Here is a 25,108-nt window from a genome sequence, read left to right as displayed (position 1 = left end):
CAATCACACTGGAAGTGAGCAGGGGTTGCGGATAAAATTTTGCCCTGATTGCAAACGCATCTATTTTTCATTACCTGCCCGACCAGCCGTTGCTGGTTGTTGCGGCAGGCCGCAAGAGAGATCCCATGTCCATTAAAATCAAGACACCGGAAGAGATTGAAAAGATGCGCGTTGCCGGCCGATTGGCCGCCGATGTGCTGGTCATGATTGCGCCCCATGTCAAAGCTGGCGTCACCACTGACGAACTGAACACCCTGTGCCACAACTACATCGTTGACGTGCAGCAGGCCATCCCGGCCCCTCTCAACTACCACGGCTTCCCCAAATCCATCTGCACCTCGGTGAATGATGTGATCTGCCACGGCATTCCGAATCACAAGAAGCTGCGCGACGGCGACATCATCAACCTGGACATCACCGTCATCAAGGATGGCTACCACGGCGATACCTCCGCCATGTTCATCGTGGGCGAGACCACGCCGCTGCGCCGCCAGCTGTGCAAGGTCGCCCAGGAGAGCCTCTACGCCGCCATCAAGACGGTGCGCCCGGGTGCCTGCATCACCGAGATCGGCGCCGTGATCCAGCCCATCGTCGAGAAGGCCGGCTTCTCCGTGGTACGTGACTACTGCGGCCACGGCATCGGTGCCGAATTCCACGAAGAGCCGCAGATCCTGCATTACCGCAACAGCGGCAAGCTGGAGCTCAAGGCCGGCATGTGCTTCACCATCGAGCCCATGGTCAACAGCAAGAAGTATCACTGCAAGGTCAACCCGAAGGATGGCTGGACCGTGACCACCAAGGATGGCGGCGACTCCGCCCAGTGGGAACACACCCTGCTGGTGACCGAAGATGGCTGCGAGATCCTGACCCTGCGCCCTGACGACACCATCGACCGTTTCATCAAACACGGTTAACATTGAACCCCGGCCCTGCTCAGAAGCGCCGGGGTTTTTATTGCCCGTTTTCGCCATTTCCCAGCCACCTGCGTGTGAGATGCCATGGACGCCAGCCTGCTTTCCCCCCACCTGTTACCCGACGATCAGCTTACCCGTGACAACTGCAAGGAGTACCTGAGTCGTTTCCTTGGCTGGCTGCACGCCCGCTTCGACGCCGGCGACAACATCATCGAGCTGGTTGCCACCCGCTCGGAGTACATGGATCAGCTGCTGACCCGGTTGTGGCAAAAATTCGGCTTCGACAAGACGGATCTCGCCCTGATCGCGGTGGGAGGGTATGGCCGGGGTGAGCTGCACCCCCACTCCGACATCGACCTGCTGATCCTCTATGACGGCGACGAGCTGGACGAGGTGCTGGGGCTGCGCATCGGTGAGTTCATCACCCTGTTGTGGGATCTGAAACTGGAAGTGGGCCAGGCGGTGCGCAACGTGGCAGAGTGTATCGAGCAGGGGCGGGCCGACATCACGGTGGCCACCAACCTGATTGAGGCGCGCTACATCACCGGCCGCCAGGCGGGCTTTCAGCAGCTCAGGGAGGCAACCGGCCCAGAACACTTCTGGCCAAGCGAGCAGTTCTTCAAGGCCAAGCGCCAGGAGCAGGCCGAACGCCACCAGCAGTTCCTCGGTACCGCCTACAAGCTCGAACCCGATCTCAAGTGCAATCCGGGGGGACTGCGCGACATCCAGACCCTGGCCTGGGTGGCCCGCCGCCACTTCGGTGCCACCACCCTGTTCGAGATGACCAGCCACGGTTTTCTCAATCGCGCCGAATACCGCGAGCTGCTCGACTGCCAGAACTTCCTGTGGAAGGTGCGCTTCGCCCTGCACATGGCCATCAACAAAGGGGACAACCGCCTGCTGTTCGATCGCCAGCGCACCGTGGCCCAGATGCTGGGCTTTGAGGGGGAAGGCAACACCCCGGTCGAGCAGATGATGAAGCGCTTCTACCAGACGGTGCGACGGGTCTCCGAACTCAACGAGATGCTGTTGCAGCTGTTTGACGAGGCGATCCTCGGCAACACCGCCATGGACGTGCGCCGCCTCTCCGATGAATTCCAGCTCCGTGGCCGCCTCATCGATGCGGTGGATGCCGAACTGTTTGCCCGCGAACCCGCCGCCATCCTGCGCCTCTTCTACCAGATGGCGCAGCATTCCGAGATAGCGGGCATTCACTCGGCCACCTTGCGCCAGCTGCGCGAGGCGCGGCGCAAGCTCAACTGCTGGCTGCAGGATATCCCCGAGTGCCGCCGCCTGTTTATGGCGCTGTTGCGTCACCCCAATGGCATCGGCCAGCCCCTCAGCCTGATGCACAAGTACGGGATCCTGGCGGCCTATCTGCCCCAGTGGAACCTGATTGTCGGCCAAATGCAGTTCGACATGTTCCATGCCTACACGGTGGATGAACATACCCACCGGCTGCTCAAGAACATCCATCAGTTTCCCAATCCGGCCAGCCGCCAGACCCACCCGCTCTGCCACGAGGTGTTTACCCGGCTGCGCAAGCCGGAGCTGCTCTATGTAGCCGCCCTGTTCCACGACATCGCCAAGGGGCGGCGTGGCGATCACTCGGAACTCGGCGCCGTCGATGCGCTGGAGTTCTGCCAGCTGCACGGTCTGGATCGCTACGAGAGCCGACTGGTCGCCTGGCTGGTGCGCCACCATCTGCTGATGTCGGTCACCGCCCAGCGCCGCGATATCTACGATCCCGACGTGGTCACCGACTTTGCCCAGAAGGTGCGCGACGAACAGCATCTCGACCTGCTCTACTGCCTCACCGTGGCCGATATCTGCGCCACCAACGATACCCTGTGGAACGACTGGAAGGGCACCCTGCTGCGGGAGCTCTACTTCGCGACCCAGAAGGCGCTGCGCCAGGGGCTGGAGAACCCGCCCGACATGCGGCTGCGCATTCGCGAAAACCAGCGTCAGGCCAAGCAGATCCTGGCCCAGCGGGATGTATCGGAAGAAGCCGTCAACCGCTTGTGGGCCGACTTCAAGGCCGACTACTTCCTGCGCCACAGCCCGGAACAGATCGCCTGGCACTGCCGCCACATCATCGAACACGGCGACAACCCGGCCCCTCTGGTGATCATCGGCAAGCACCCGACCCGGGGTGGCAGCGAGGTATTTATCTACTGTCGCGACACCCCGAACCTGTTCGCCACCGTAGCCTCGGCACTGGATCAGAAGAACCTCAACATCCACGACGCCCAGATCATGAACTCGCGCAGCAACTTCGTGCTCGATACCTTCGTGGTGCTGGAGCCGAGCGGCGAGCCCATCAGTCCGAACCGTACCGCGCCCATCAAGAAGGCGCTGGAGAAAGCGTTGCAGGAGCCCGGCAAGCTGGTGCTGCGCAGCAAGCCCCTGTCACGACGCCACCGCCAGTTCAGCGTACCGACCCGGGTGGTGTTTCTGCCCCGCTCTTCGCCCACTAAAGGGGAGAGCCGTCACACCCTGATGGAGTTGACTGCCCTCGATACCCCCGGCCTGCTGGCGCGGATCGGTGCCGTTTTCCAGCAGTGCGGACTGTCGCTGCACGCCGCCAAAATTGCCACTTTCGGTGAGAGGGTCGAGGACTTTTTCAGCCTGACCAGCCTCGATGGCGAGCCATTGACCGCCGAGCAGCAAAAACAGCTGGAAGAGCGACTGGTACACCAGCTCAATCCCCAGCAGTCGGTACTGGATTAAGCGAAGAGTGATTCGAAAGAGGCTGATTGTCGGGCGTTTTTTGCCATGCCAAACAACTGGTTGGCGCACACCGGATGAAGAAATGGCCGCTGGCCGGAAGAATTCCGGTCAACCCCTTAAAAACAGTCGGAAAAGTGTGATACAACAAACAGAATTTTTTAAAGGAAACCTGTCATGACCGAGTTGCAACAGATCATTGAAGCGGCCTTCGAGCGCCGCGACACCATTACTCCGGGCTCCGTGGATAGCGCCACCAAGTCCGCCATCCTGCAAGCCATCGACCTGCTGGACTCCGGCAAGGCCCGCGTTGCCGAGAAGATTGCCGGCGAGTGGGTTGTTCACCAGTGGCTGAAGAAGGCAGTGCTGCTCTCGTTTCGCATCAACGACAACGGCATCATCAAGGGTGACGATGCCCAGTACTACGACAAGGTTCCCCTCAAGTTTTCCAACTACACCGAAGAGCAGTTCCGCGAAGCGGGTGTGCGTGTGGTGCCGCCGGCGACCGCCCGCAAAGGCTCCTTCATCGCCCCCAATACCGTGCTGATGCCCTCCTACGTCAACATCGGTGCCTACGTTGACGAAGGTACCATGGTCGACACCTGGGCCACCGTCGGTTCCTGTGCCCAGATCGGCAAGAACGTCCACCTCTCCGGCGGCGTCGGCATCGGCGGCGTGCTGGAACCATTGCAGGCCAACCCGACCATCATCGAGGACAACTGCTTCATCGGCGCCCGTTCCGAGGTGGTTGAGGGCGTCATCGTGGAAGAAGGCTCCGTCATCTCCATGGGCGTCTTCATCGGCCAGTCCACCCGCATCTATGACCGCGAAACCGGCGAAATTCACTACGGCCGCGTACCGGCGGGTTCCGTTGTGGTTTCCGGCTCCCTGCCCTCCAAGTGCGGCAAGTACAGCCTGTACGCTGCGGTGATCGTCAAGAAAGTCGATGCCAAGACTCGCGCCAAGGTGGGCATCAATGCCCTGCTGCGCTCCATCGACGAGTAACTGGCAGTCCTTTGAAAAAGAGCGCCTGATGGCGCTCTTTTTTTATCGTTGAAGAATGCTCTGTCGGTGCATCTCGCATGATGTTCGGAGAAGGCAAAAAGTGCCTTTTGAACCCCATTTGGATTTTGGCGCCCCTGTCACAGGCAAGCCACACCCGCTCGGTTAAGATAGATGACACAGGATCGTTTCAAACCAAGGAAGCCTGATGTACGAGAATCTGAAGAGCCTGGGGATCCAGGATCCCGCCTCCGTCGACAGCTACACCCTGCGCCAGGAGGCCAACCATGACATCCTCAAGATCTACTTCAAGAAGCAGAAAGGCGAGTTCTTCGCCAAGAGCGTGAAATTCAAATACCCTCGCCAGCGCAAGACCATGCTGGTCGACTCGGGTACCCATGAGTACAAGGATGTCACCGAGATCAACGCCAATCTCAAGTATGTGGTGGACGAGCTGGACAACCTGACTCAGGGCGTGCACGTTCAGGCCGATCCGGATATCAAGCAGAAGATCCTGCGCGACCTGCGCCATTTGGAAAAAGTGGTGCAAAACAAGATCAGCGAAATCGAGCGGGACCTCGAAAAGCTGTAATCCTGCTCTTCCCCAAAGAGCGCCCTGATGGCGCTCTTTTTATTGCCCTACACGCAGAATCCACATCACTGTCTCCACTTTCAAGGCAAACACCTGCTCTCCAAACAGAAAAACGGTGAATCACCCCATTTCCGCCTATCTGGCACGGCAACCCTCTACACGCTACAAAACGGAAAAAGGGAGGCTTGCGCCTCCCTTTTCGGAACTCCAGGATTCAAACAACCGGATTAGTTGCTCTTCATCCAGATATCCATGTCGGTTTTCAGGTTGTCGGACTTGGTGCCGAAGATGGCCTGTACGCCAGAACCAGCCACAACCACACCGGCAGCGCCCAGTTTCTTCAGACCAGCCTGGTCAACCTTGGCCACATCTTTCACGCCGACACGCAGACGGGTGATGCAGGCATCCAGAGAGGCGATGTTCTCTTTACCACCGAAGGCGGCAACCAGAGCGGCGGACATTTCGTCTTTACCTTGGCCCACGGACTCCTCGGCAGTCTCGTCTTCACGACCCGGAGTTTTCAGGTTCATGGCACGGATCACGAAGCTGAATACTACGTAGTAGATAGCGGCATAGACCAGACCCAGACCCACCAGCAGCAGCATGTTGCTGGCACGCGGGGATTGCACCACGAAGTCGATGAAGCCGTTGGAGAAGGTGTGACCGTGAACCACGCCCAGCATGTTGGTCAGCACGTAAGCCAGACCAGCCAGGACGGCGTGGATGGCATACAGTACCGGTGCCACGAACAGGAAGGAGAACTCGATCGGCTCGGTGATACCGGTCAGGAAGGAGGTCAGGGCAGCGGAGGCCATGATACCAACGACCTTGGCACGATTTTCCGGTTTGGCAGCGTGAGCGATGGCAAACGCGGCAGCAGGCAGACCGAACATCTTGAACAAGTAGCCACCGGCCAGCTGGCCGAAGCCATTACCGGCAGCGCGGGAGGCATCATCAGCAGTCAGGAAGCAGGTCATGATGCCGTGTACGGTTTCACCGGCACCGTTGACGCAGGTACCAGCCTGGTAGAAGAACGGTACGTTCCAGATGTGGTGCAGACCGAACGGGATCAGGGAACGTTCAACCACGCCATAGATACCGAAGGCCAGTACCGGGTTCTGGTTGGCAGCCCAGTCAGAGAAGGCACCGATGGCACCACCGACCGGCGGCCAAATCACGGACAGGATCACACCCAGACCAATAGACAGGAAACCGGTAATGATGGGCACGGCACGCTTGCCGGCGAAGAAGCCCAGATACTCTGGCAGCTGGATCTTGTAGAAGCGGTTGAAGGCCCAGGCGGCGATACCACCAGCCAGGATACCACCCAGTACACCGGTATCGATGCTTTCAACGCCCATGACCGGCGCCATGACTTTCAGGGTGGCGACCATGATGCCGTAGCCAACGATGGCTGACAGGCCGGATACGCCGTCGTTATTGGTGAAGCCAAGTGCCACACCGACTGCAAACAGCAGGGCCATCTGGCCGAACACGGAACCACCTGCCTGCTCCATCAATTGGGAGACGATTTCCGGCAGCCAGCTGAAGTGGGCAGCACCCACCCCCAGCAGAATACCTGCAACGGGCAAGACTGATACGGGCAGCATCAGCGCCTTACCAACCTTTTGCAGATTAGAGAAAGCATTTTTCAACATTGTGTGCGCTCCTGAATGGATTGTCTTCCCTGAACGAGCTTTTTGAATGAAATAACAACAGTTCATCCAAATATCGTCGGATCGGGTTTGATTATTTTGACCATCAAAATATAACCCACCGGGTAATAAATTGCTGCTTTCGAAGAGAGAGGAATATTGAATTTGGAGGGGAGATCACAACTTGTTTGGCTGCAATAAAATCTTATTTTCTAAAGATAAATTACCGCATGATAAGTCTATTACACAAATAGATAAATTACAGTTTCGCTTTGTATTTTAATAATTCCAAATATATCCATAGGAAACACAATGTAACACTATGTAACCAACTCCTTTTTATTATTACAGTCTACCGATTAAAAAGGCCTCCAACAAGGGAGGCCTTAAAAATATATTGCTCAGTCAAAAAGTCGGGTTAATCCCTACTTTTGGGAACGCTTCACCGCATCGACGAACACCGCCTTGGCCTTGCTGGAACCGGCACGCTCAGCTTCGCTGACCAGCTGCATCGCCTTGTCGATATCACCGGCATTGACCGCTTTCTCGATCTGGGATTGATAGAAGGCTTCGGTCTCGGCCAACATGGGAGCCACGGGTTTGCTCCCCACTCCGGTTGCCAGCGGAACAACCAGCTTGTTGGGTTCCGGGTTGACCACAGGTGTATTGGCATCGATCACGTCCTGATAGACAGGCTTGTAATAGTTGCTATCTGTTTTTACCCCGCTCAGATCTTCCATCGACACGCTGACCACGCCCCAGGGAGAGTGGGGAATAACGGGATCTTTCTCACCGTAATCAACAACCCCCAGCGACTTGGTCATTAATTTGGACGGGCTCAGGATGGTCGTTGTCTTGTCCAGCGTGGCGGAATCCGTATAGATCACCATGTAACTCTCGTTATTGGGGTTACCCACATAGGAACGATCCACCGTAAACACGGCCTCCATGCGATCGCCTTCCAGCATGCGGGCGGGCTCGTACTTGAATACGTCACTGCCAAGCTTGCGGGTCACATTGAATTTGGAGTCAAGCATCATTACGGTGGGATTAAACAGGGACTTGTCGATCAAGCCATCCACCGTAATGCGCAAATTGCCTGAGTTCACAGGCAGGCGGAAGGCGGCAAAATAGCTTTTTCCTTCGTTGAAGTTGTAAGCCGGGGAGCTGCTGTCAATCGGGACCAACTTGGTCGCCCCAGGCTGAAGCTCCTGAAAAGGCAGGCTGGAGACATCACGGCAGCAGCTGCTCACCGACGCCAGCTGGGTCATCGCGGTATCACGATTTCCCAAAATGGATTTGAATTCTTGCGTCGGGGCTACGGTTGTTTCCAACGAAGCACACCCCCCCAAGACAACTGAGCAAAATACAGTCAAGGCTAACCCGGAATATCTCATTGCGTAACCCTACGGACAGTGTTGTAAAAAAAGCGCCCCCGTCATGCGGGGGCACTTGCATTCATGACATCAAACAGCTTACCACCAGGCTTCAGCTTGAACACCGAAGTTCCAGGAATCATCCTGTTTCACGCCGTTGGAGTCCGGACGGAACTGTCCATCAGCATCCAGATAGGAGGCATAAACACGGATTTCCGGACGGGCCCAGAAGCCGGAACCAGCGGACCAAGCCTGTGCCAGGGTGTACTTCTTGCCGATGGTGCTGGAATCAGTACCACTGTTCGGCTCGTAGCTATCGTGGTGATAACCGAGTTCGGCGATGGTCTTCATGGTGTCGTTCCACTTGTACATCGGGCGAACGACGACGGAGAAGGTGTCCTTGTCAGCGCTGTTGTTATCAATGTCACTGGCCATGCCATAAACAATCTGGTGACCGAATTCGACTTTGTCACCGATAGGCAGCACACCCCAATTGATGAAACGCCAGCCATCGCCTTTGGAGGCTGCCTGGCTCAGGCCGTTGCCAGAACCACTACCATAATCGACGGCCTGGGATGCATAACCGTCAGCAAAGTACTGAACCACAGTCTTGTTGAAGCCACCCAGCATGGACTGAGTCAGCTCGGCGGTCAGCATGTGGCCATTTTTCTCGTAGTCCTTGCTGCCCAACGCCGCTTTCTGCTCATCGGTCAGGTTAGCGCGAGCGAAGTCATAACCCAGCTCCAAGGACGCGTCGGTCCACAGCGGAATACCGGCATAACGCACATCCAGCACGTCAGTATCGACGCGCTTGTCTACGCCGACACTACCAACGAACTCATCGTAGTCATCCCACGGGTCGTTGCGCAGCCAGGCGAAGGAGAGCTTGCCGGGACCGGCCTGGATGTTTTCTACACCGGCGCCCGCGCCGGATACATCCCAGTAGTAGAAGTCGGAGATATGAATATCGTGACGCTGGTAGTAACGCTTACCAGCCCACAGGGTGGCTTCCGGCGCAAAGCCCAGCACACCTTTGGCTTGCACGTTGAACTGACGCAGGGCGAAGTCGGCATCGCTGCCGCTGGTGCTTTCCCAGTCACGGCCTTGCTGACCAGAGACCATGGCAAACATGGAGTCTACATAGAAGGTCTTGCCATCCTTGTTGTAAGCCTCTTGCCCCAGCTGTACTTCGCCATAGGTCTCGGCTTCGTTACCCAGACGACCGACTTTCTGCTTGGAGTAAGTCTGGAGGCTGCCATTATCGGAAGTACCAACACCGGAACGCATATAACCGTGGAAATCTACGGCAAAGGCGGCTTGGGAAGCCAGGGCGGCAGTAACAGCTGCTGCAATCGGGAGCCACTTCATTTTCATTGTCATATTCCTTATTTCCCGCTGTGAGGAGTGTGATCCTGAATATTCAACTTCATATCACCAGGCAATCCTGCAGGTGATAACCGAGGTCGATTATAGGGAGCGCATATCGCGACAAATATGAGCAGACTCACAAAATGGCGACAAATCGCTCGGCAAACGTTCGCAGCGCCAAACAGAAGTAAAAAATGAGCAAATTGAGCAACAAAACACCACCAAAAAACATAAAATGGAAATAACATTGCACTTGAAATCGGTACCAGCAATTAATTTGCTTCTAAGCAAAAGTGAATATTTGCGCATCCTTTTTTAAAAACATGACTGAAATCGCTTTCATGATTGAACTTTTATTTCCTCGTTATGTCGCGGCCTCTGGGCTCTAAATGAGCGGGATAACTTTTTAGCATCTTGAAATAGATACCTTACAGGGGAGAAATATGGATACCAATTGGGTTGGCGGATAGTGAAAATAAAAATCCCCTGTGGCAAACCGACAGGGGATTTTTATGGCGCTATTTAACAAGCAATTCAGGGCTGAAACGTCCACTCCTTCAGCCAGGAAAGTGCCACCTGCTCGGGTTCATCATGAAGGGTGGCATCCAGTTCAAGGCGGGGGATCACGGCGCTCGCCCCCAACTCTTGCAGCTGCTCGTCAAGACGACGGCCGGCCCCGCAGAAATGCTCGTAGCTACTGTCACCCATGGCGATCAGGGCATAGCGCAACCCCTTGAGCCAGGGCGCCCGATCGGCCAGATCGCTGGCAAAAGGTTGCAGATTGGGCGGAATATCCCCCTGCCCCGTGGTGGCACTGACCAGCAATAAAAAACGGCCGGGGTCTATGTCCGCCAGCCGTGCTTCTTCGTGCAGAGAACAGTGATGCCCCTTGCGTTCCAGCTCATCTGCCAAGGTCTCGGCCACCAGCATGGCTGCGCCATAGACAGTTCCTACCACGATATCGATCTGCGCCATTCTCCTCTCCCTGCTTGAGTCACTCTTTTGAGCAACTCTATCAGCAAGCTGGCGTCAGATGCCACCGGTTCAAGGCTGAGGATCAGGCGCTTAGTAGTCGCTCTCGCTGGCGGGCCAGCCCAGCTCGGCAAACAGGCGCAACACATCCTGACCGAGCGGCGCCTGGATCCGCATCGGCACCTTGAGCACCGGATGGGTAAAGCTCAGGGTGCGGGCCACCAGCAGCAGCCGTTCGCAGCCGAAGTGCTCGCGAAAGAAACGGTTGTGGCGCCCATCCCCGTGGGTGGTATCGCCCACAATAGGATGGAACAGATGATCCATATGGCGGCGCAACTGATGCTTGCGGCCGGTCTTCGGGAACAATCTGACCAGACTGTAGCGACTGGTGGGATGCTTCTTGGAGACCGCGTGGGGCAGCTCGACCTTATGCAGGCGCCGGAAGGTGGTGACGGCATCCTGCGCCGGGCGATCCGGGTTGCTCATGGCATCGGCAATCTTGTCCAGCTGCTCCTTGAGGGGATAGTCGATCACCCCCTGCTCGGGTGCCCAGCCGCGCACCAGTGCCAGATACTCCTTGTGTACTTGACGTTGGGTGAAGGCTTCGGTCAGTGCGCGGGCAATCACCGGATCGAGCGCAAACAGCAGCACGCCTGAGGTGGGCCGATCGAGGCGATGCACCGGATAGACATGGCGACCACCGATGAGATCCCGGGTCATCTGCATGGCAAAACGGGTCTCGCCCTTGTCGAGCCAGCTGCGATGCACCAGCAGACCGGACGGCTTGTTGACCGCTACCAGCCACTCATCCTGATAGAGCAGAGTCAACTTCAGGTCACTCTCTTCTCGGGTTTGATCTGGCATCATTGTTCGATCACTTTGCCGGAAAGCAGCAGATCGAAGCGGGCGATCAGGCGCAGCAACGCTTCTGCCTCGGCCAGATCTTCTTTGTAGACTTCGCTGGCCATGGGATAGAGGGAGACGCTGGTCGGCAGCGGAGCCTGCAACATCACCAACTGCTCCATGCGCGGGATCAGCACGAACTGCAGCCACTGATCAAAGCTCAGGGTATCGACACAAAAAGGCAGGGTGCTTGCCAAGGCTTCGTCACCGGGATGGTCAGCTTGCCAGCGCTCGAGGCGCTGCAACTCGGCGGTGAGTTCCCCCAACAGGCCAGCTACCAGCAAATATTGATTCATCTCGCTCTCTTCCTCATAACCACAAATTGATCCGCCGACCCGACAGGGTCAGCCAGGATGCAAATAAATTCCGTCACGCAGCACCGGCGATTCAGCCAGCTCGTCGACATACACGGCAGCCAGCGCGGCCTGCCGCCGTTAAAAAAGGGCGATATTATACACCTCCCCCCGCATGGCTGCCATGTTGATATCTGCCGCAACGCGCGTCTGCTGCCACTGGCTATCCTCGGCAAGGGCCTTATAATCGGCCCGCATCACCATTAGCCGGATCTCACCATGTCTGCGACGCCTACTGCCATCAATACCTTGACCGAATTTCTGACTCAGGCTGGCACCCAGTTCCAGCTGTTTGACATGGGCCGCCAAGTGCGGCCACTGGCAAGCGATACCTTTGTGCGCATCGAACAGCAGCAGGAGCCCTATCCCTGGCCGCTGCAACAGCACGCCTGGCTCGGTGTGCACTTCTTCCAGCCGAACGAGTCTCGCCACTACCTCTGGTTCCTCAAGTTCGCCCTCGATGAGCGCGGCCTGCTGATGTCAAATGGCCCCAAGCTGTTCATGGATCAGGTGGTGGAGACCCTGGGCTACAAGCTCACCGGCGATCTAGATGAAGAGAAAGCCCAGCGCTTGGCCGACAATCCCTACACCTTCCGCCCGGCGGAGGCAAAAATGGCCAGTCTGCACGCCAAGCTGGCGCGCCAGCTGGAGCAGGCTCCTTCCGCCTATTACGATGCCCTCTGCCACTATCTGGCCGCCCCCAACGACGCCGGTTGGCAGACGCTGGGACTACAGGGCTTTGCCGATCTGGCCGAGCGACTGCATGATGAACGCAATCTGGCGCTGATCTGCAAGGCGCTGCCCAAACTGCCGCAAGAGCCGCTCTATGCCCTCTGCCAGAGCCTTGAAAACGCCCCGCTGCCGCCAGCAGTACAAGGCGCCCTGCTTGAGCGGATCGGCAAGGAGCAGGAGTGCGCCGCCCCCAACCCGGAGACCCTGGCCTACCTCTGCCGCGCCATGGCCTCCTGCCCCGGCAGCACTGTGCGCACCAACAAGCTGCTGACCCTGCTGCAAACCCAGCCAAGCCCGGCGCTGCTGCTCGCCATTGCGGGCCGGCTCTGGCCCGATCTGAAAGATGCCAATCTGCTCAGCCACTATCTGGAACAACTGGCGCTACAACCGACCCAGTTCTTCAATCAGGTTTTTGCCGAGTTGGTCACTTTACCGGCCCTGCGCAATGATATGCTGGCCAGACTGCGTGACCCCGACCGCAGCGATGCGCTGGGCAAGGCCATCGGCCGTCTGTTTGCCTCGGCCTGATCCCTCGCCTCCCCCTCACGCCACGAGGCAATACGGCGGGAAATAGAAAAGGAGATCGGGAGTGCCGAGCAGGACTCCCGGTTATCGACATCACGATAAGGAAGCCCGCCTATGGGAGAGATGCTCGGAATTTTGTTGCTGATTGCCGTAGCCGGCCTGTTCTGGCTGCAACGCCAACAGGCAGAAGTGGCCTGGCAATACATGCGCCGCTACTGCCAGCACCATGATCTGCAACTGCTGTCACTGGCTCGCCATCGGCGGGAGCTGGCGCATAATCCCCTGCGGCTGCTGACCCACTATCAGTTTGAATTCTCCAGCGATGGCGAGAGCCACTATCAAGGCACCCTCAAGATGCAGGGGCTGCACATCGTGGGCGTCGATCTGCCCCCCCATCGAATCCCCTCAGCCTGATCCCCAATCTCGTCTCTGCGCCCGATGGCTGTGCCTGTCTATAATCTCAGGGATTAAACAAAGGGAGAGACGAGATGGAACCCCTTGTCCACGATCTGCCAGCCCTGTTTGCCCAGCTCGGGATGGCCAACGACGAGCTGAGCCTGCACCGCTTTGTGCACGACCATCACCTCGACAATGAGACCCTGCTGCCGGAGGCCGGTTTCTGGAACGCCGCCCAGGCCAGCTTTCTGCGCGACGCCCTGTGGAACGACTCCGACTGGTGTGAAGCGATCGACCAGCTCGATGTGATGCTGCGCCAGCCCCGCTAAGCCGCCCTTTCCTCCCCTGCCGGCTTTGGTTAAGATCCCGCCCCGATATCGATCCCCCCTTCTCACCCAGAGCATGCTTATGTCCGCCCACGAGATCATCCGAATTGCCAACGAGCTGGCCGCCAAGGGCCTGACACCCACCACCGCCATGATCAAGGCCCGCCTTACCCAGCCCGTGCCGATGGCCGAGCTGCTGAAAGTGCTGAGCCAGTGGAAGCAGCAGCCCGTCGCGACCGCCGAGAGCGAGCTCCTGCCAGAGGCCGTGCCCCAGCCAGCACCGGAGCTCACCCTGCAGCAATTCGCCGAACAGCTCGCGCGCATCGAACAGAAGGTGGATCGCCTGACCGACCTGCTCCTCCAACAGGGGCAAGGCTGAACCATGTATATCGTCGAACTCTGCTTTGAGTGTTACCGCGATACCTCCCTTGGCGACGCCGAGCGGGCCATCGTCAACTACCTCGACATGCTGCGTTATCAGGGCCAGATCCTCGGGCGGGAGTTCCCCACCAGCATGCATGAGGGCTATTTCGTCAGTCGGGTGGTCTGTCCGGAGCAGGATAGCCTGCACCCCGACAACCAGAGCGATCAGGTCAAACTGGCCGAACAGCAGCTCAATCAGGCGGGGTTGCTGGCGCCCAAACTCCAGCTGCAGGGGGCGGATCTACTCTCCGACAGCACAGATCCTTGCGGCCAGCAGGGCGAGCGGCCGAGTTGGATGATGCTCTACACCAGCTTTTTGCATACCTGCTCGCCGCTGCGCTGTGGCGACCACTTCGCCCCCATTCCGCTCTACCAGCTGCCCGCAGTCGCCAACGGCGATCAGAAGCAGATCATCAAGTGGCAGGAGGATTGGGAGGCATGCGATCAGCTGCAGATGAACGGCTCCATCGCCGAACATGCGGCGCTGCACGAAATCGGCGAAGTGGGCAGCCGCCTCTACCGGCGCGGCAGCGATCTGGCCAAGCGGCTGGAAGTGCTGAGCGGCATCCCCACCTACTACTACCTCTATCGGGTGGGCGGGCTGAGCGCGGCCGAGGAGAAGGCGCGCCCCTGCCCCAGCTGTGGCGGTGAGTGGGCGCTGGCAGAGCCACTGCACGAGATCTTCGACTTCAAGTGCGACAGCTGCCGTCTGGTCTCCAACCTCTCCTGGGATTTCAAGGATTAAGCGCGTTCCCTGTACGCAATGCCATAAAAAAGAGCCTTGCCGCATGGCAAGGCTCTTTTCGTTCCGATGGGTAACCTTGGCTCGAAGCGGCGCTATTGCGGCAACGTCTCCAGCCGTTCCAAAAACGCCGGCAAAGAGGGCGCCAACGTCAGACGGCGGCCAGAATCGAGCCACTCCAGCCACACCTGACCACTCTCGTTATCCAGCGAGATGAGCGTCATCTCGTTGCGGGTGGTGGCAATAAAGATGGAGGGGGTTCGTTTTAGCTTGCGCAGCATCAGCAAGTGGCCGATGAGGTTCTCCTTGAGCAGGTCGAGATCCGCGTCGTTCCACGGCAGGAGCAATTCAAGGCGCAGCCCCTTGAAAAGGCAGGGGATGGGGCGGCTGAACCAGTGCCCGAACAGGGCAATGGCGCTGGGATGAATCGTCAGCTCGAGGGCATCGGCCATGGCCGTAAAATCGGCGGGTTCGGGACGATGGTGAGGACGCCAGGCCACCCGACCATCGGCAGGCTCACCAAGCTGGCAGGGGGAACGCCAGTCCGCCTCCCACTCGCACAGGGGCAGGCCTCGTCTGGCCTCGCCATCCCGTTGCCAGCGGGCAAAAAAGTGCTCCAGGGCAGACAAAACTTGATCCGACATCGAAAATCCCCACAATTGCTGGCAAAGTCCGCTATTGCACCACCAAACCCGGTAACAGACAAGGTTGCCAGCCGACCTTGCGACCCGGGAAACAGAACCCGGGACACAGAGAGGCCGACGCCCAAGCCAAACGGCTGCAACCATCCGGCCCTGCAATGGCCCGTTTCATTCCACTCATCATGAGCAGATTACGTGAGCAACCCTGTGAGCAAACAAGATAGATACGCCGGGGCCAGCGCCCTGACCGGCCTGAGCCTGGGCCAGCAATCCGATTACATCAGCCAGTACACCCCCTCCCTGCTGCAGCCGGTTCCACGTAGCCTGAACCGGGATGATCTCAAGCTGGGCGATGATCTCCCCTTTAGCGGTTGCGATGTCTGGACCCTCTATGAGCTCTCCTGGCTCAATGCCAAGGGCAAGCCGATGGTAGCGGTGGGTGAAGTGGCCATTCCGGCCACCAGTGCGAACCTGATCGAATCCAAATCCTTCAAGCTCTACCTCAACTCCTTCAACCAGACCCGTTGCGACTCTATCGAGGCAGTCGCCGCCATGCTGACCAAGGATCTGAGCGCCTGTGCGGGTGAGATCGTCAAGGTGACCCTGTTCCCCCTCGACAAGGCGCCGCACCAGATTGCCCAGCTGCCCGGCGAGTGCATCGATGAGCAGGATATCGAGGTAGACAATTACGAGTTTGATGCGTCCCTGCTGCAAGGGGCAGCCGGTAGCGAGCTGGTCGAGGAAACCCTGCACAGCCACCTGCTCAAATCCAACTGTCTGGTCACCAGCCAACCGGACTGGGGCTCTGTGGTGATCCGCTACAAGGGGCCGAAACTCGATCGGGAGAAGCTGCTGCGCTATCTCATCTCGTTTCGCCAGCACAACGAATTCCACGAGCAGTGCATCGAGCGGATCTTTATCGACCTCAAGCACTATTGTCAGCCTGAGCAGTTGACCGTCTATGCCCGCTATACCCGCCGCGGCGGCCTCGACATCAACCCGTTCCGCTCCGATTTCGAAGCCGTGCCCGCCAACTTGCGTCTGATCCGCCAATAAAGTCGAGTTGCGACAGAGAGGGCAGTCGCACTGCCCTCAATGACTGGCAAAAAGGTTTCAATCGATGCTTTATGCAGCTGGGATAAGGGGGCTGGATAATAAAATCCAGACGAAACCCACTTGCCGGCCACCAGCAAACCACAGTAAACGCTGGACTCGCAGGGGGGGGCTTGGATAACATGCCAACACCTCTGCGCCGTCCTTAATCCAATGAATCAACTGTTTTTTCTGGCCATGATGATGTCCTCCCTGTCAGCTCCGAATCTGGATCTGGACAAGGAGCAACTCTCTATCGATCTGCAACAAGCGCAATCGATGGTACTGACCGATCCTGCCAGATGCGTCCAGATCACCACCGCCTTCCTGACGCGCGCAGCCAATAATCCCCAGCAAATCATCAGCAATCGCCAGGAGTTCGGTTATCGCGAACCCATCCTGAGCTACAGCACGGCGGCCCAGACCATAGGCGCCCACTTGCTCAAAGGGGAGTGTCTGCTGCAACTGGGCCAATATCAGGCCACCCAGCAAGCGCTCGACAAGGCGATGGCGCTGGCAGACAAAGAGCGGCAACCGGAACTCAAGGCGCACGGCCTCTATCTCAAGATCCGCAGTCAGGCCCTCAAACCGGATAACCAGAGCACCAGCCGCGCCCTGATGGATCAACTGGACGAACAGTTGGCCGTCCCCACGCTCAAGCAGAGCCAGCTCCAGATTTATGGCCGCCTGCAACGCACCAGCTACGACATCGAGAACCAGCACTTCGATGATGCCAAGGCCCACTTGGCAGATGCGCGGATCTGGGCCGCCAAGACCCCCAATCCCCTCGCCAGTGCCTGGGTCAGCGCCATCAGCGGCGACCTCTATCGCGCGCTGCAGCAGCCACAGCTGGCACTGGGGGAATATATCGATGCCCAGCAACAGGCCAAAAGCCTCAACGACCCGCTCTTCCTCGGCCTGCTCTCGAACCAGATGGTCAGCCTCTATCAGGAAGAGCAGGAGCCACAAAAAGCGCTGCAATACGCCAGCGAGGCGGCCAACTATTTTCATGCCCTCGGCAATTCCTCCATGCTGAGCGACTCCCTGATGGTGCTGGCGCGACTCAACCGCGAGCAGGGCGACCTCAATATGGCGCTGGTCTACTTCTTCAATGCGCTGGATCTGCTCGATGAGGGGAGCAACCGACCGCAAGCCTCCCTGCTCAAATACGAAATCGGCAAGACCTACCTGCAAAGCGGCAACCTCTCGCTGGCCAGCAACTACCTCAATGCGGCCCGTCAGTCCCACGAGCTGAGCGATGCCAAAGAGCCGCTGATCGATACCCTGCTGCTGCTCGGCGAGCTCTATCTGAAGAAGCAGGAGGCCGCCATCGCCATCCTGCAGTTGGAGAACGCCCTCACCCTGGCCAACCGGATTGGGGACATCCGGCGCCAATTCGAGATCTTCCGCCTGCTCTCCGTCGCCTATGAGCAGAAGGGGTATCTGCGTCAGGCTCTCGACAGCTACAAGCGCTTCCACCGTCTTGGCGAGGAGGTGCGCCAGCAGGAGCAGGCCATGGAGCAGGCGGCGATCCGTGACAACTATGTCCAGGTCGAGCGGGTGCAACATATCAAGGAGCTGGAGCAGCGACTTAACAACAGCCAGCATCAGCAGGAGCGCTATCTCTGGTCGAGCATCACCACCAGCCTGCTGCTGGCGCTCTTTATCTACCTCTTCTTCACCCTCTGGCTCAAGCTGCGTACTGCCCGCCTGCAACTGAAACGGACCAATGAGGCCCTGCTGATCGAGCCACGCTCGGGGCTGGCCAACTGGCAGCGGCTAATGAACCGCTGGCCGAGGGAGATGGCAAAGCGCCAGCTGAAATCGGATCGCTGGTACCTCAGCGAACAGCCCTCCAGCGAGTTCGATGACAAGCTGCACTATCTGCTGTTCCGGGTGCCTTTCCTGGTCAATACGCTGGAGCGCCACGGCTATCAGGCCAGCAGAGAAATCGAGCAGGCCTTCGGTGCCTATATGGACACCCTGACCCCGCAAGATGGCCGTATCTATGACTTGCGTGAAGGACACATGCTCTATGTGGTGCCACAGCGCCACGTCACCAACCTGCATCAACTGGCGGGAGACCTGCTGACTGCCATCGCCGCCTTCCCTTGCAGCTATCCGCTGGATCGCCAGATCAGCCTCGGGATTGTCAGTCACCCCTTCCTGCCGAAAGCGGCGACCGCGCTCGATCACAATGGCCTGTTTGACCTCTGCTATCTCGCCCTGTCGGGAGCCATTCAGCTCAGTGAAAAATGCCAGCAAAACGCCTGGTTGGAGCTCGCGGCGATCGATTGCCAACAAGCGGCATTTTTTAATGGAGATGTGTGGCAATGCGGCCTGATGGCAATTGACAAGGGACTGGTAAAAGTCAATTCTTCTCATGAAAAGCAATGGGTTAATTGGCCCAGCCTTGCAAGGAAGCCGGCAGCCGATAACCACCAGGAAATAATGTAGATAACAGGCGAGGATCGAAACCAGGTTCGACCACTGTTGCTATCCAACACCAAAAACAATAATGACAACAGGGCGACCTGATAATGAATGACATCGCTGCCGTAGCAGGACAATTGGCAAGACTCAGGGAATCCCTTCAGCAGAAACAGCTGGAACTCGACGGCGTGCTGTCGTTTTCCGATGCAGAGCGTGCTCGCGGCATCCAGTTTATCAACAAGTTGATGCTCTCCTGCCGTGGCTTCGACCGCGAGCTGGACAATCGCTTCGCCAAGCTCAAACAGAAACTGGATAACAATCCCGCATTTACCTCGCTGGACGCCGACCTGCTGGCCATTGAAAAACTGCTGCAGCAGCACAGCAATGCGCTGGAAGAGTCGATCACCCTGACCCAGACCGCCATCGAGCTTGGTTCCAAACAGCTGAAAAACATCAAGGGCTTCCCGGAAGAGACCCGCAAGTCCCTCAAGGAATTTCTGGCAAGTCCGGTCGGTTACGGCATTGCCGATCACCAGAAGAAGGTGATCAAGCTGCTGGAGTTTTACCAGCAGGCGATCAAGATCCAGCTGCTGCCAAGCCAGCCCCTGTTGGCACCGTCAGGTGCAACTCAACAAGAAAGCGATACTGCCAGCAACGATGGCCAACCCGATGTCGACCCGTTTGATCTCAAGGATCACGCCCGTATCGCCGATGAGCTGCAGCGGCTTATCACCGAACTCGACTTTGCCGGCGCCATCGGCGAGAGCCTGAGCGACATTCGCCGCCAACTGCTGATCGGGATCAACCCTGCCCTGCTGGCGGAAACCTGCCTGCAGGTGATCGAGCTCATCATCGAAGGCACCCGTGAGGAGCGCAAAGCCTCCCGCGCCTTCCTCAGCTCCCTCAACGAGAGCCTCTCCGCAGTACATGTCGGGTTTACCGAATCCCTCGATGAGGGGCGTGCGCTGCAAAACGAAACCCGAGAGACCCGTGAGGCGCTGGTCAACGAGTTGCAGGCGATCGATCACTCCCTGGCCAGCCATAACTCCATCGATGCGCTCAAGCGCGCCATCTCCGGCCATATGGGCGCCATCAACCTGCTGCTGCAAGAGCGTGACAGTACGGCGGCGCGAGAGCGTCACCTGCTCACCCGCCTCTCCACCATGGAGTCCAAGCTGCGCTTGATGAAGGAGGAGACCGCCGAGTACAAGAAGCGGCTGACCATTCAAAAACACAAGCTGTTCCTCGACAGCCTGACCCAGGTACACAACCGGGCCGCCCTCGATGAACGGCTGGAGCAGGAGTACAAACGTTGGCTTCGTTACCGCACTCCGCTCTGCATGGCGATCATCGACATCGATCACTTCAAGAATATCAATGACAACTACGGCCATATGGCGGGTGACAAGGCACTGAAAGTGGTCGCCAAAGCACTGCAGAGTGCACTGCGTGACACAGATTTCATCGCCCGTTTTGGTGGGGAAGAGTTCGTGGTGTTGCTGCCCAACATCAACCCGGACAAGTTCCAGAAGCCGCTGGAGACCATGCGCCAGACCATCAAGAGCATCCCGTTCCGTTTTCGCGATGCCAAGGTGGAGATCACCATCTCCATCGGCGCAACCCTGTTCAAGGATGGGGACAACCCGTCAGATGTGTTTGAACGGGCGGACAAGGCACTCTACCACTCCAAGCACACCGGTCGGGATCAAGTGACACTGGCCTGACAAGCGGCTAAAAAAACAGCGAACAGTCGTCGCCCTATTTCCCTCCACCCTCTGTTACCACTACTATCGATCTCAGGGGATGCAACATAGCGTCCCCTTTTCTCCCCAGGGAAAAACACAACGATAACAAGTGAGTAAAGGGGAACCTATGATTACGCACATCAATCCCGTCGGCAGCATGGATTTGCTGTCACAGCTTGAGGTGGATCGCCTCAAGCAGACTGCCTCCAGCGATATCTATCAACTGTTTCGCAACTGCTCGCTGGCAGTGCTCAATTCCGGTAGCCATACCGACAGCTCCAAGGAGATCCTGGAGCGCTTCAAATCGTTCGATATTCATGTGATCCGGCGCGAGCGCGGGGTCAAGCTGGAACTGTTCAATGCCCCCGAGCACGCCTTTGTCGATGGCGAGATCATTCGCGGCATTCAGGAGCACCTCTTCTCGGTGCTGCGCGACATTCTCTATGTCTCAAATCAGCTCGAGTCCAACCGCCTGGTCAATCTGACCAACTCCACTCATATCTCCAACGTGGTGTTCGCCATCCTGCGCAACGCCAAGGTGATCCTGCCCGGCGCCGATCCCAACCTGATCGTCTGCTGGGGTGGCCACTCCATCAACGAGATCGAATACCAGTACACCCGCGCCGTGGGCAGCGAGTTGGGCTTGCGTGAGCTGAACATCTGTACCGGCTGTGGCCCGGGTGCCATGGAGGGCCCGATGAAGGGGGCCGCCGTCGGCCATGCCAAACAGCGGGTGCGCAACGGGCGCTACATCGGCCTCACGGAGCCTTCCATCATCGCCGCCGAACCGCCGAACCCCATCGTCAACGAGCTGGTGATCCTGCCGGACATCGAGAAGCGGCTGGAAGCCTTCGTGCGTCTGGGTCACGGCATCATCATCTTCCCGGGCGGGGTCGGAACTGCCGAGGAGCTGCTCTACCTGCTCGGCATCATGATGCACCCGGCCAACGATCGCCAACCCATCCCCATCGTGCTGACAGGCCCGAAAGAGAGCGCCGACTACTTCCGCGCCATCGACGACTTCGTCAAGGCGACCCTGGGGGAAGCCGCCACCAGTCTCTACCGGATCATCATCGGCGATGCGCCCGAGGTGGCCCGCGTGATGAAGGAGGCGATGCCGAAGATCCGCGAATACCGCAAATCGGTGGGAGATGCCTACTCCTTCAACTGGTCCCTGCGGATCGAGCCCGAGTTCCAGCTGCCGTTCGAGCCGGATCACGCCAGCATGGCCAGCCTGGATCTGCATCGCAACCAGCCGCCCCAGCTGCTGGCAGCCAACCTGCGCCGCGCCTTCTCAGGCATCGTCGCAGGCAACGTCAAGGAAGGGGGCATCAGGGCCATCGAGAAGAAGGGTCCCTTCAAGCTGCACGGCGACAAGGAGCTGATGCACCTGATGGACAGGTTGCTGGAGAGCTTCGTCAAGCAGCAGCGCATGAAGCTGCCGGGCAGCCAGTACGTTCCCTGCTACGAGATAGTCAAATAGCCGGGACACCACAATGCACCGGAGGGGCCCATGGGCCCCTCTTTCATTGATGGTCTTCTACGGGGTTAGCAGGAGACGCCACCATTGTTACAATGGCTTCCCCGACGCCCGGAGTGCCCCATGCCACACCTGCTCATCATCGATGCCCTCAACCTCATCCGCCGACTGCATGCGGTGCAGAGCCAGCAGGGACTGACCCCGGCCCAGGCCCTGCTCGCCACCCGTGCCAACCTCATCAACACCAGCAAGAAGCTCCTGGCGGCCAGCGAGCCGACCCACGCCATCGCGGTCTTTGACGGTGAGGTCCACAGCTGGCGCAAGACGCTCTATCCCCCCTACAAGGAGGGCCGCACCCCCATGCCGGATGAGCTGAGGGAAGGGCTTGCCGACCTGCAGGACGCCTTCTGGGAGTGCGGTGTGGATGCCCTGCTCTCCCAGACCGACGAGGCGGACGATCTCATCGCCACCCTGGCAAGCGGCATTGCCCAGCACGGCGCCAGCGCCACCATCATCTCCACCGACAAGGGGTTCTGCCAGCTCATCTGCCCGCAGATCCGGGTGCGGGATTACTTCAACAAACGCTGGCTGGATGCCGCCTTCGTCCAGCAGCAGTACGGCGTTACACCGACCCAGCTTGTGGACTTCTGGGCCCTGACCGGTATCAGCGGCTCCAACATCAAGGGGGTGCCCGGCATTGGCCCCAAGACCGCCACCCAGTTGCTGCAGCAATACGGGGACCTGGCTGCCATGCTGGAGGCCTGTGAGCGGGAGGAGGCCACCAGACCCCTGCTCAAGCTGCGCCAGCACCGGGAAGAGGCCCTGCTGGCCCAACGCCTGGTCCGGCTGCAGCACGATATCCCGCTCGGGTTCAACCTGCGGGAGATCCGCTACCCTCCCGTCCCTGATGCCGGGGCGTGATCCCCAGCACACCATTTCCCAAGACAGGCCGTACCTGTTGACATAAATGGGTAAAATGTAAAGAAACATGGAGAATGTGGTGCAAAAATGGTATAAAGCCGACGAATCCTCCCCCTCTGTTCCCTAGAAGTGGATACGCCTCATGTCAAAAAGAAAGATTACCGTCATCCCGGGCGACGGCATCGGCCCCAGCATCATTGAATCCGCCATCCAGATCCTGACCCACGCGGGTTGTGACTTCGACTACGAATACGCAGACGCCGGTCTGGTTGCCCTGGAAAAACATGGCGAGCTGCTGCCCCAGGCCACCCTCGACCTGATCGAGAAGAACAAGGTCAGCCTGAAAGGCCCGCTCACCACTCCGGTCGGCGGTGGCTTCACCTCCATCAACGTCTCCCTGCGCAAGAAGTTCAACCTCTACGCCAACGTGCGTCCGGTCATCTCCTTCAAGGGCACCAGAAGCCGTTACGACAACATCGACATCATCACAGTGCGTGAAAACACCGAAGGGATGTACTCGGGTGCAGGTCAGAAGCGCAGTGATGACAACAAGAGTGCCGAGGCGATGAGCATCATCACCCGCGAAGGGGCCGAGCGTATCGTCAAGTTCGCCTTCGAGCTGGCTCGTCAGGAAGGGCGCAAGAAGGTCACCATCATCCACAAGGCGAACATCCTCAAATCGACCTCCGGCCTATTCCTCGAAGTGGCACGTGAAATCGCCAGCCACTATCCGGATATACAGAGCGAAGAGATGATCGTCGATGCCGCCTGCATGAATCTGGTGATGTACCCGGAGCGTTTCGATGTCATGGTCACCACCAACCTGTTCGGCGACATCCTCTCGGATCTTTGCGCCGGTCTGGTCGGCGGCCTTGGCATGGCGCCCGGCGCCAACATCGGCGATGGTGCGGCCATCTTCGAAGCGGTCCACGGCTCTGCGCCTGACATAGCTGGCAAGAACATTGCCAACCCGACCTCGGTGATCCTCGCCTCCATCCAGATGCTGGAGTACCTCGGCATGCAGGATAAAGCAGAGCGGATCCGCGAGGCGGTGCGAGCTACCATCGAATCCGGTGATCGGGTCACCCGCGATCTGGGTGGCACGGCTTCCACCAGCGAATTCACCCAAGCCATCATCGATCGTCTGTAAGCTAACCAATTGATTTTAAAAGGGGGCCCAGGCTCCCTTTTTTATATTTCCGAATCCTTTGCCACTCCCCAAACAGCAACTATGTTCAATAGAGAAGAAGAACAGGGAGTGTTTTTCATGAAGGGATACGGGTGCTATCTGGTTTCGGGTTTGATGCTGGTTTGTGGTGCTGCAAGTGCCTTCGAACATGCTCAATCAACCCAAACCGCCAAACTGCCGCAGCAGGAAAAACGGACTGCCACCGAGGTATGGCGTTCAAGCCTGGATACCAACGACCTGCTCAAGGCACCCAAACCCCTGTCGTTTGGTATTGAAGTCTCCACCGACAACTTTGGTAATCAAAAGATCACCTCCTACCCGCAGCTTAATCTGACCCCGGAAAAGAGCGTCAGTCTGTCGGTTGAACGCTTCAGACCCAAGGTCAAGTTCAAGGCTGGCGGAATGAACACCGCCCTCAGGCTGAGAGGAGACGGGATAAAGATGCAATTCAATCCGGTCGACAAAACCATCCCGCTGCAGATAGAGATCAAGGTGACCGACGACGAATCCTCCCTGCGCCTCGATTACCGTTTCTGATATTTTCCGGCAGCCGAATAGCAAAAGGCCGACAGGTTTCCCTGTCGGCCTTGGTATTTAT

At 58.2% G+C, this 25,108-nt stretch carries 23 protein-coding genes; 16 read left to right on the top strand and 7 right to left on the bottom strand.

Features of this window, described 5'->3' with window-relative positions:
* Nucleotides 1-125: 125 nt before the first annotated feature.
* From map to I6L37_RS09780, 4 genes are all read left to right on the top strand, one after another.
* Nucleotides 126-914 carry a type I methionyl aminopeptidase gene (gene map / locus I6L37_RS09795; protein ID WP_216993911.1) on the top strand — a complete coding sequence of 263 codons (789 nt, stop codon included), beginning with the start codon at nucleotides 126-128 and terminating at the stop codon, nucleotides 912-914.
* An 84-nt stretch (nucleotides 915-998) separates the two neighbouring features.
* Nucleotides 999-3,647 carry a bifunctional uridylyltransferase/uridylyl-removing protein GlnD gene (gene glnD, locus I6L37_RS09790; RefSeq protein WP_216993910.1) on the top strand — a complete coding sequence of 883 codons (2,649 nt, stop codon included), beginning with the start codon at nucleotides 999-1,001 and terminating at the stop codon, nucleotides 3,645-3,647.
* 174 nt (nucleotides 3,648-3,821) lie between these two features.
* Nucleotides 3,822-4,649, top strand: coding sequence for a 2,3,4,5-tetrahydropyridine-2,6-dicarboxylate N-succinyltransferase (dapD, locus tag I6L37_RS09785; protein WP_216993909.1), 828 nt, complete (start codon nucleotides 3,822-3,824; stop codon nucleotides 4,647-4,649).
* A gap of 205 nt (nucleotides 4,650-4,854) precedes the next feature.
* A complete protein-coding gene (locus tag I6L37_RS09780) occupies nucleotides 4,855-5,238 on the top strand; it encodes a DUF3461 family protein (RefSeq protein WP_005303475.1) in 384 nt (127 codons plus the stop codon).
* 227 nt (nucleotides 5,239-5,465) lie between these two features.
* Here I6L37_RS09780 and ptsG read toward each other — a convergent pair whose 3' ends face one another.
* The 6 genes from ptsG to I6L37_RS09750 form a co-directional block, all read right to left on the bottom strand.
* The gene (ptsG, locus tag I6L37_RS09775) at nucleotides 5,466-6,896 is read right to left on the bottom strand and encodes a PTS glucose transporter subunit IIBC (protein ID WP_042027964.1); all 1,431 of its coding nucleotides are present in this window, start codon (nucleotides 6,894-6,896) and stop codon (nucleotides 5,466-5,468) included.
* A gap of 422 nt (nucleotides 6,897-7,318) precedes the next feature.
* The gene (locus I6L37_RS09770; RefSeq protein WP_026458145.1) at nucleotides 7,319-8,164 is read right to left on the bottom strand and encodes a MalM family protein; all 846 of its coding nucleotides are present in this window, start codon (nucleotides 8,162-8,164) and stop codon (nucleotides 7,319-7,321) included.
* A 204-nt stretch (nucleotides 8,165-8,368) separates the two neighbouring features.
* Nucleotides 8,369-9,643 (bottom strand): maltoporin, encoded by a 1,275-nt coding sequence (locus I6L37_RS09765; RefSeq protein WP_216993908.1) that lies wholly within the window; start codon nucleotides 9,641-9,643, stop codon nucleotides 8,369-8,371.
* Between the two features lie 528 nt (nucleotides 9,644-10,171).
* Nucleotides 10,172-10,612 (bottom strand): flavodoxin, encoded by a 441-nt coding sequence (locus I6L37_RS09760; protein WP_216993907.1) that lies wholly within the window; start codon nucleotides 10,610-10,612, stop codon nucleotides 10,172-10,174.
* Between the two features lie 90 nt (nucleotides 10,613-10,702).
* Nucleotides 10,703-11,476 (bottom strand): tRNA pseudouridine(65) synthase TruC, encoded by a 774-nt coding sequence (gene truC / locus I6L37_RS09755; protein WP_206874759.1) that lies wholly within the window; start codon nucleotides 11,474-11,476, stop codon nucleotides 10,703-10,705.
* On the bottom strand, nucleotides 11,473-11,808 hold the full coding sequence (locus I6L37_RS09750) for a YqcC family protein (protein ID WP_005338596.1): 336 nt from the start codon (nucleotides 11,806-11,808) through the stop codon (nucleotides 11,473-11,475). The genes truC and I6L37_RS09750 overlap by 4 nt, the downstream gene beginning before the upstream one ends.
* 276 nt (nucleotides 11,809-12,084) lie before the next feature.
* On the opposite strand from I6L37_RS09750, the gene I6L37_RS09745 reads away from it, so the two are divergent.
* The 5 genes from I6L37_RS09745 (at nucleotide 12,085) to I6L37_RS09725 (ending at nucleotide 15,012) form a co-directional block, all read left to right on the top strand.
* The gene (locus I6L37_RS09745) at nucleotides 12,085-13,125 is read left to right on the top strand and encodes a DUF3549 family protein (protein WP_216993906.1); all 1,041 of its coding nucleotides are present in this window, start codon (nucleotides 12,085-12,087) and stop codon (nucleotides 13,123-13,125) included.
* Between the two features lie 111 nt (nucleotides 13,126-13,236).
* Nucleotides 13,237-13,536, top strand: a complete 300-nt coding sequence (locus I6L37_RS09740; protein ID WP_047435589.1) for a DUF3301 domain-containing protein — start codon at nucleotides 13,237-13,239, stop codon at nucleotides 13,534-13,536.
* Between the two features lie 74 nt (nucleotides 13,537-13,610).
* Nucleotides 13,611-13,847: a DUF2789 family protein gene (locus I6L37_RS09735; RefSeq protein WP_005338602.1), complete on the top strand. Its 237-nt coding sequence runs from the start codon at nucleotides 13,611-13,613 to the stop codon at nucleotides 13,845-13,847.
* A gap of 79 nt (nucleotides 13,848-13,926) precedes the next feature.
* Nucleotides 13,927-14,223, top strand: coding sequence for a DNA-binding protein (locus tag I6L37_RS09730; RefSeq protein ID WP_158112218.1), 297 nt, complete (start codon nucleotides 13,927-13,929; stop codon nucleotides 14,221-14,223).
* A gap of 3 nt (nucleotides 14,224-14,226) precedes the next feature.
* Nucleotides 14,227-15,012 carry a Zn-ribbon-containing protein gene (locus tag I6L37_RS09725; RefSeq protein WP_216993905.1) on the top strand — a complete coding sequence of 262 codons (786 nt, stop codon included), beginning with the start codon at nucleotides 14,227-14,229 and terminating at the stop codon, nucleotides 15,010-15,012.
* A 92-nt stretch (nucleotides 15,013-15,104) separates the two neighbouring features.
* Here I6L37_RS09725 and syd read toward each other — a convergent pair whose 3' ends face one another.
* Complete coding sequence (gene syd, locus I6L37_RS09720) at nucleotides 15,105-15,653, bottom strand: SecY-interacting protein (RefSeq protein ID WP_216993904.1); 549 nt, start codon at nucleotides 15,651-15,653, stop codon at nucleotides 15,105-15,107.
* A gap of 204 nt (nucleotides 15,654-15,857) precedes the next feature.
* Here syd and queF point away from each other — a divergent pair, with 204 nt between their 5' ends.
* From queF to I6L37_RS09685, 7 genes are all read left to right on the top strand, one after another.
* On the top strand, nucleotides 15,858-16,706 hold the full coding sequence (gene queF / locus I6L37_RS09715) for an NADPH-dependent 7-cyano-7-deazaguanine reductase QueF (protein ID WP_216993903.1): 849 nt from the start codon (nucleotides 15,858-15,860) through the stop codon (nucleotides 16,704-16,706).
* A gap of 210 nt (nucleotides 16,707-16,916) precedes the next feature.
* Entirely contained in the window at nucleotides 16,917-19,199 is a 2,283-nt protein-coding gene (locus I6L37_RS09710) for a hypothetical protein (protein ID WP_216993902.1), read from the top strand.
* 83 nt (nucleotides 19,200-19,282) lie between these two features.
* Entirely contained in the window at nucleotides 19,283-20,899 is a 1,617-nt protein-coding gene (locus tag I6L37_RS09705; RefSeq protein WP_216993901.1) for a diguanylate cyclase, read from the top strand.
* A 148-nt stretch (nucleotides 20,900-21,047) separates the two neighbouring features.
* Nucleotides 21,048-22,403, top strand: a complete 1,356-nt coding sequence (gene ppnN, locus I6L37_RS09700; RefSeq protein ID WP_216993900.1) for a nucleotide 5'-monophosphate nucleosidase PpnN — start codon at nucleotides 21,048-21,050, stop codon at nucleotides 22,401-22,403.
* Between the two features lie 120 nt (nucleotides 22,404-22,523).
* Complete coding sequence (gene xni / locus I6L37_RS09695; protein WP_151027933.1) at nucleotides 22,524-23,321, top strand: flap endonuclease Xni; 798 nt, start codon at nucleotides 22,524-22,526, stop codon at nucleotides 23,319-23,321.
* A gap of 142 nt (nucleotides 23,322-23,463) precedes the next feature.
* Nucleotides 23,464-24,471: an isocitrate dehydrogenase gene (locus I6L37_RS09690; protein ID WP_216993899.1), complete on the top strand. Its 1,008-nt coding sequence runs from the start codon at nucleotides 23,464-23,466 to the stop codon at nucleotides 24,469-24,471.
* A 117-nt stretch (nucleotides 24,472-24,588) separates the two neighbouring features.
* Nucleotides 24,589-25,047, top strand: a complete 459-nt coding sequence (locus I6L37_RS09685; protein ID WP_216993898.1) for a hypothetical protein — start codon at nucleotides 24,589-24,591, stop codon at nucleotides 25,045-25,047.
* Nucleotides 25,048-25,108 lie beyond the last annotated feature (61 nt).

This window comes from Aeromonas sp. FDAARGOS 1407, from assembly GCF_019048725.1.
Lineage (GTDB): Bacteria > Pseudomonadota > Gammaproteobacteria > Enterobacterales > Aeromonadaceae > Aeromonas > Aeromonas enteropelogenes.
The sequence above is the reverse complement of the archived record's forward strand: the minus strand, read 5'-3'. Positions and strand labels throughout refer to the sequence as shown.

Excerpts from the sequence above, each read along its gene's own strand:
- map (WP_216993911.1), top strand. The coding sequence starts at position 126 with ATGTCCATTAAAATCAAGACACCGGAAGAGATTGAAAAGATGCGCGTT.
- glnD (WP_216993910.1), top strand. The coding sequence starts at position 999 with ATGGACGCCAGCCTGCTTTCCCCCCACCTGTTACCCGACGATCAGCTT.
- dapD (WP_216993909.1), top strand. The coding sequence starts at position 3,822 with ATGACCGAGTTGCAACAGATCATTGAAGCGGCCTTCGAGCGCCGCGAC.
- I6L37_RS09780 (WP_005303475.1), top strand. The coding sequence starts at position 4,855 with ATGTACGAGAATCTGAAGAGCCTGGGGATCCAGGATCCCGCCTCCGTC.
- ptsG (WP_042027964.1), bottom strand. The coding sequence starts at position 6,896 with ATGTTGAAAAATGCTTTCTCTAATCTGCAAAAGGTTGGTAAGGCGCTG.
- I6L37_RS09770 (WP_026458145.1), bottom strand. The coding sequence starts at position 8,164 with ATGACCCAGCTGGCGTCGGTGAGCAGCTGCTGCCGTGATGTCTCCAGC.
- I6L37_RS09765 (WP_216993908.1), bottom strand. The coding sequence starts at position 9,643 with ATGAAAATGAAGTGGCTCCCGATTGCAGCAGCTGTTACTGCCGCCCTG.
- I6L37_RS09760 (WP_216993907.1), bottom strand. The coding sequence starts at position 10,612 with ATGGCGCAGATCGATATCGTGGTAGGAACTGTCTATGGCGCAGCCATG.
- truC (WP_206874759.1), bottom strand. The coding sequence starts at position 11,476 with ATGATGCCAGATCAAACCCGAGAAGAGAGTGACCTGAAGTTGACTCTG.
- I6L37_RS09750 (WP_005338596.1), bottom strand. The coding sequence starts at position 11,808 with ATGAATCAATATTTGCTGGTAGCTGGCCTGTTGGGGGAACTCACCGCC.
- I6L37_RS09745 (WP_216993906.1), top strand. The coding sequence starts at position 12,085 with ATGTCTGCGACGCCTACTGCCATCAATACCTTGACCGAATTTCTGACT.
- I6L37_RS09740 (WP_047435589.1), top strand. The coding sequence starts at position 13,237 with ATGGGAGAGATGCTCGGAATTTTGTTGCTGATTGCCGTAGCCGGCCTG.
- I6L37_RS09735 (WP_005338602.1), top strand. The coding sequence starts at position 13,611 with ATGGAACCCCTTGTCCACGATCTGCCAGCCCTGTTTGCCCAGCTCGGG.
- I6L37_RS09730 (WP_158112218.1), top strand. The coding sequence starts at position 13,927 with ATGTCCGCCCACGAGATCATCCGAATTGCCAACGAGCTGGCCGCCAAG.
- I6L37_RS09725 (WP_216993905.1), top strand. The coding sequence starts at position 14,227 with ATGTATATCGTCGAACTCTGCTTTGAGTGTTACCGCGATACCTCCCTT.
- syd (WP_216993904.1), bottom strand. The coding sequence starts at position 15,653 with ATGTCGGATCAAGTTTTGTCTGCCCTGGAGCACTTTTTTGCCCGCTGG.
- I6L37_RS09710 (WP_216993902.1), top strand. The coding sequence starts at position 16,917 with ATGAATCAACTGTTTTTTCTGGCCATGATGATGTCCTCCCTGTCAGCT.
- I6L37_RS09705 (WP_216993901.1), top strand. The coding sequence starts at position 19,283 with ATGAATGACATCGCTGCCGTAGCAGGACAATTGGCAAGACTCAGGGAA.
- ppnN (WP_216993900.1), top strand. The coding sequence starts at position 21,048 with ATGATTACGCACATCAATCCCGTCGGCAGCATGGATTTGCTGTCACAG.
- xni (WP_151027933.1), top strand. The coding sequence starts at position 22,524 with ATGCCACACCTGCTCATCATCGATGCCCTCAACCTCATCCGCCGACTG.
- I6L37_RS09690 (WP_216993899.1), top strand. The coding sequence starts at position 23,464 with ATGTCAAAAAGAAAGATTACCGTCATCCCGGGCGACGGCATCGGCCCC.
- I6L37_RS09685 (WP_216993898.1), top strand. The coding sequence starts at position 24,589 with ATGAAGGGATACGGGTGCTATCTGGTTTCGGGTTTGATGCTGGTTTGT.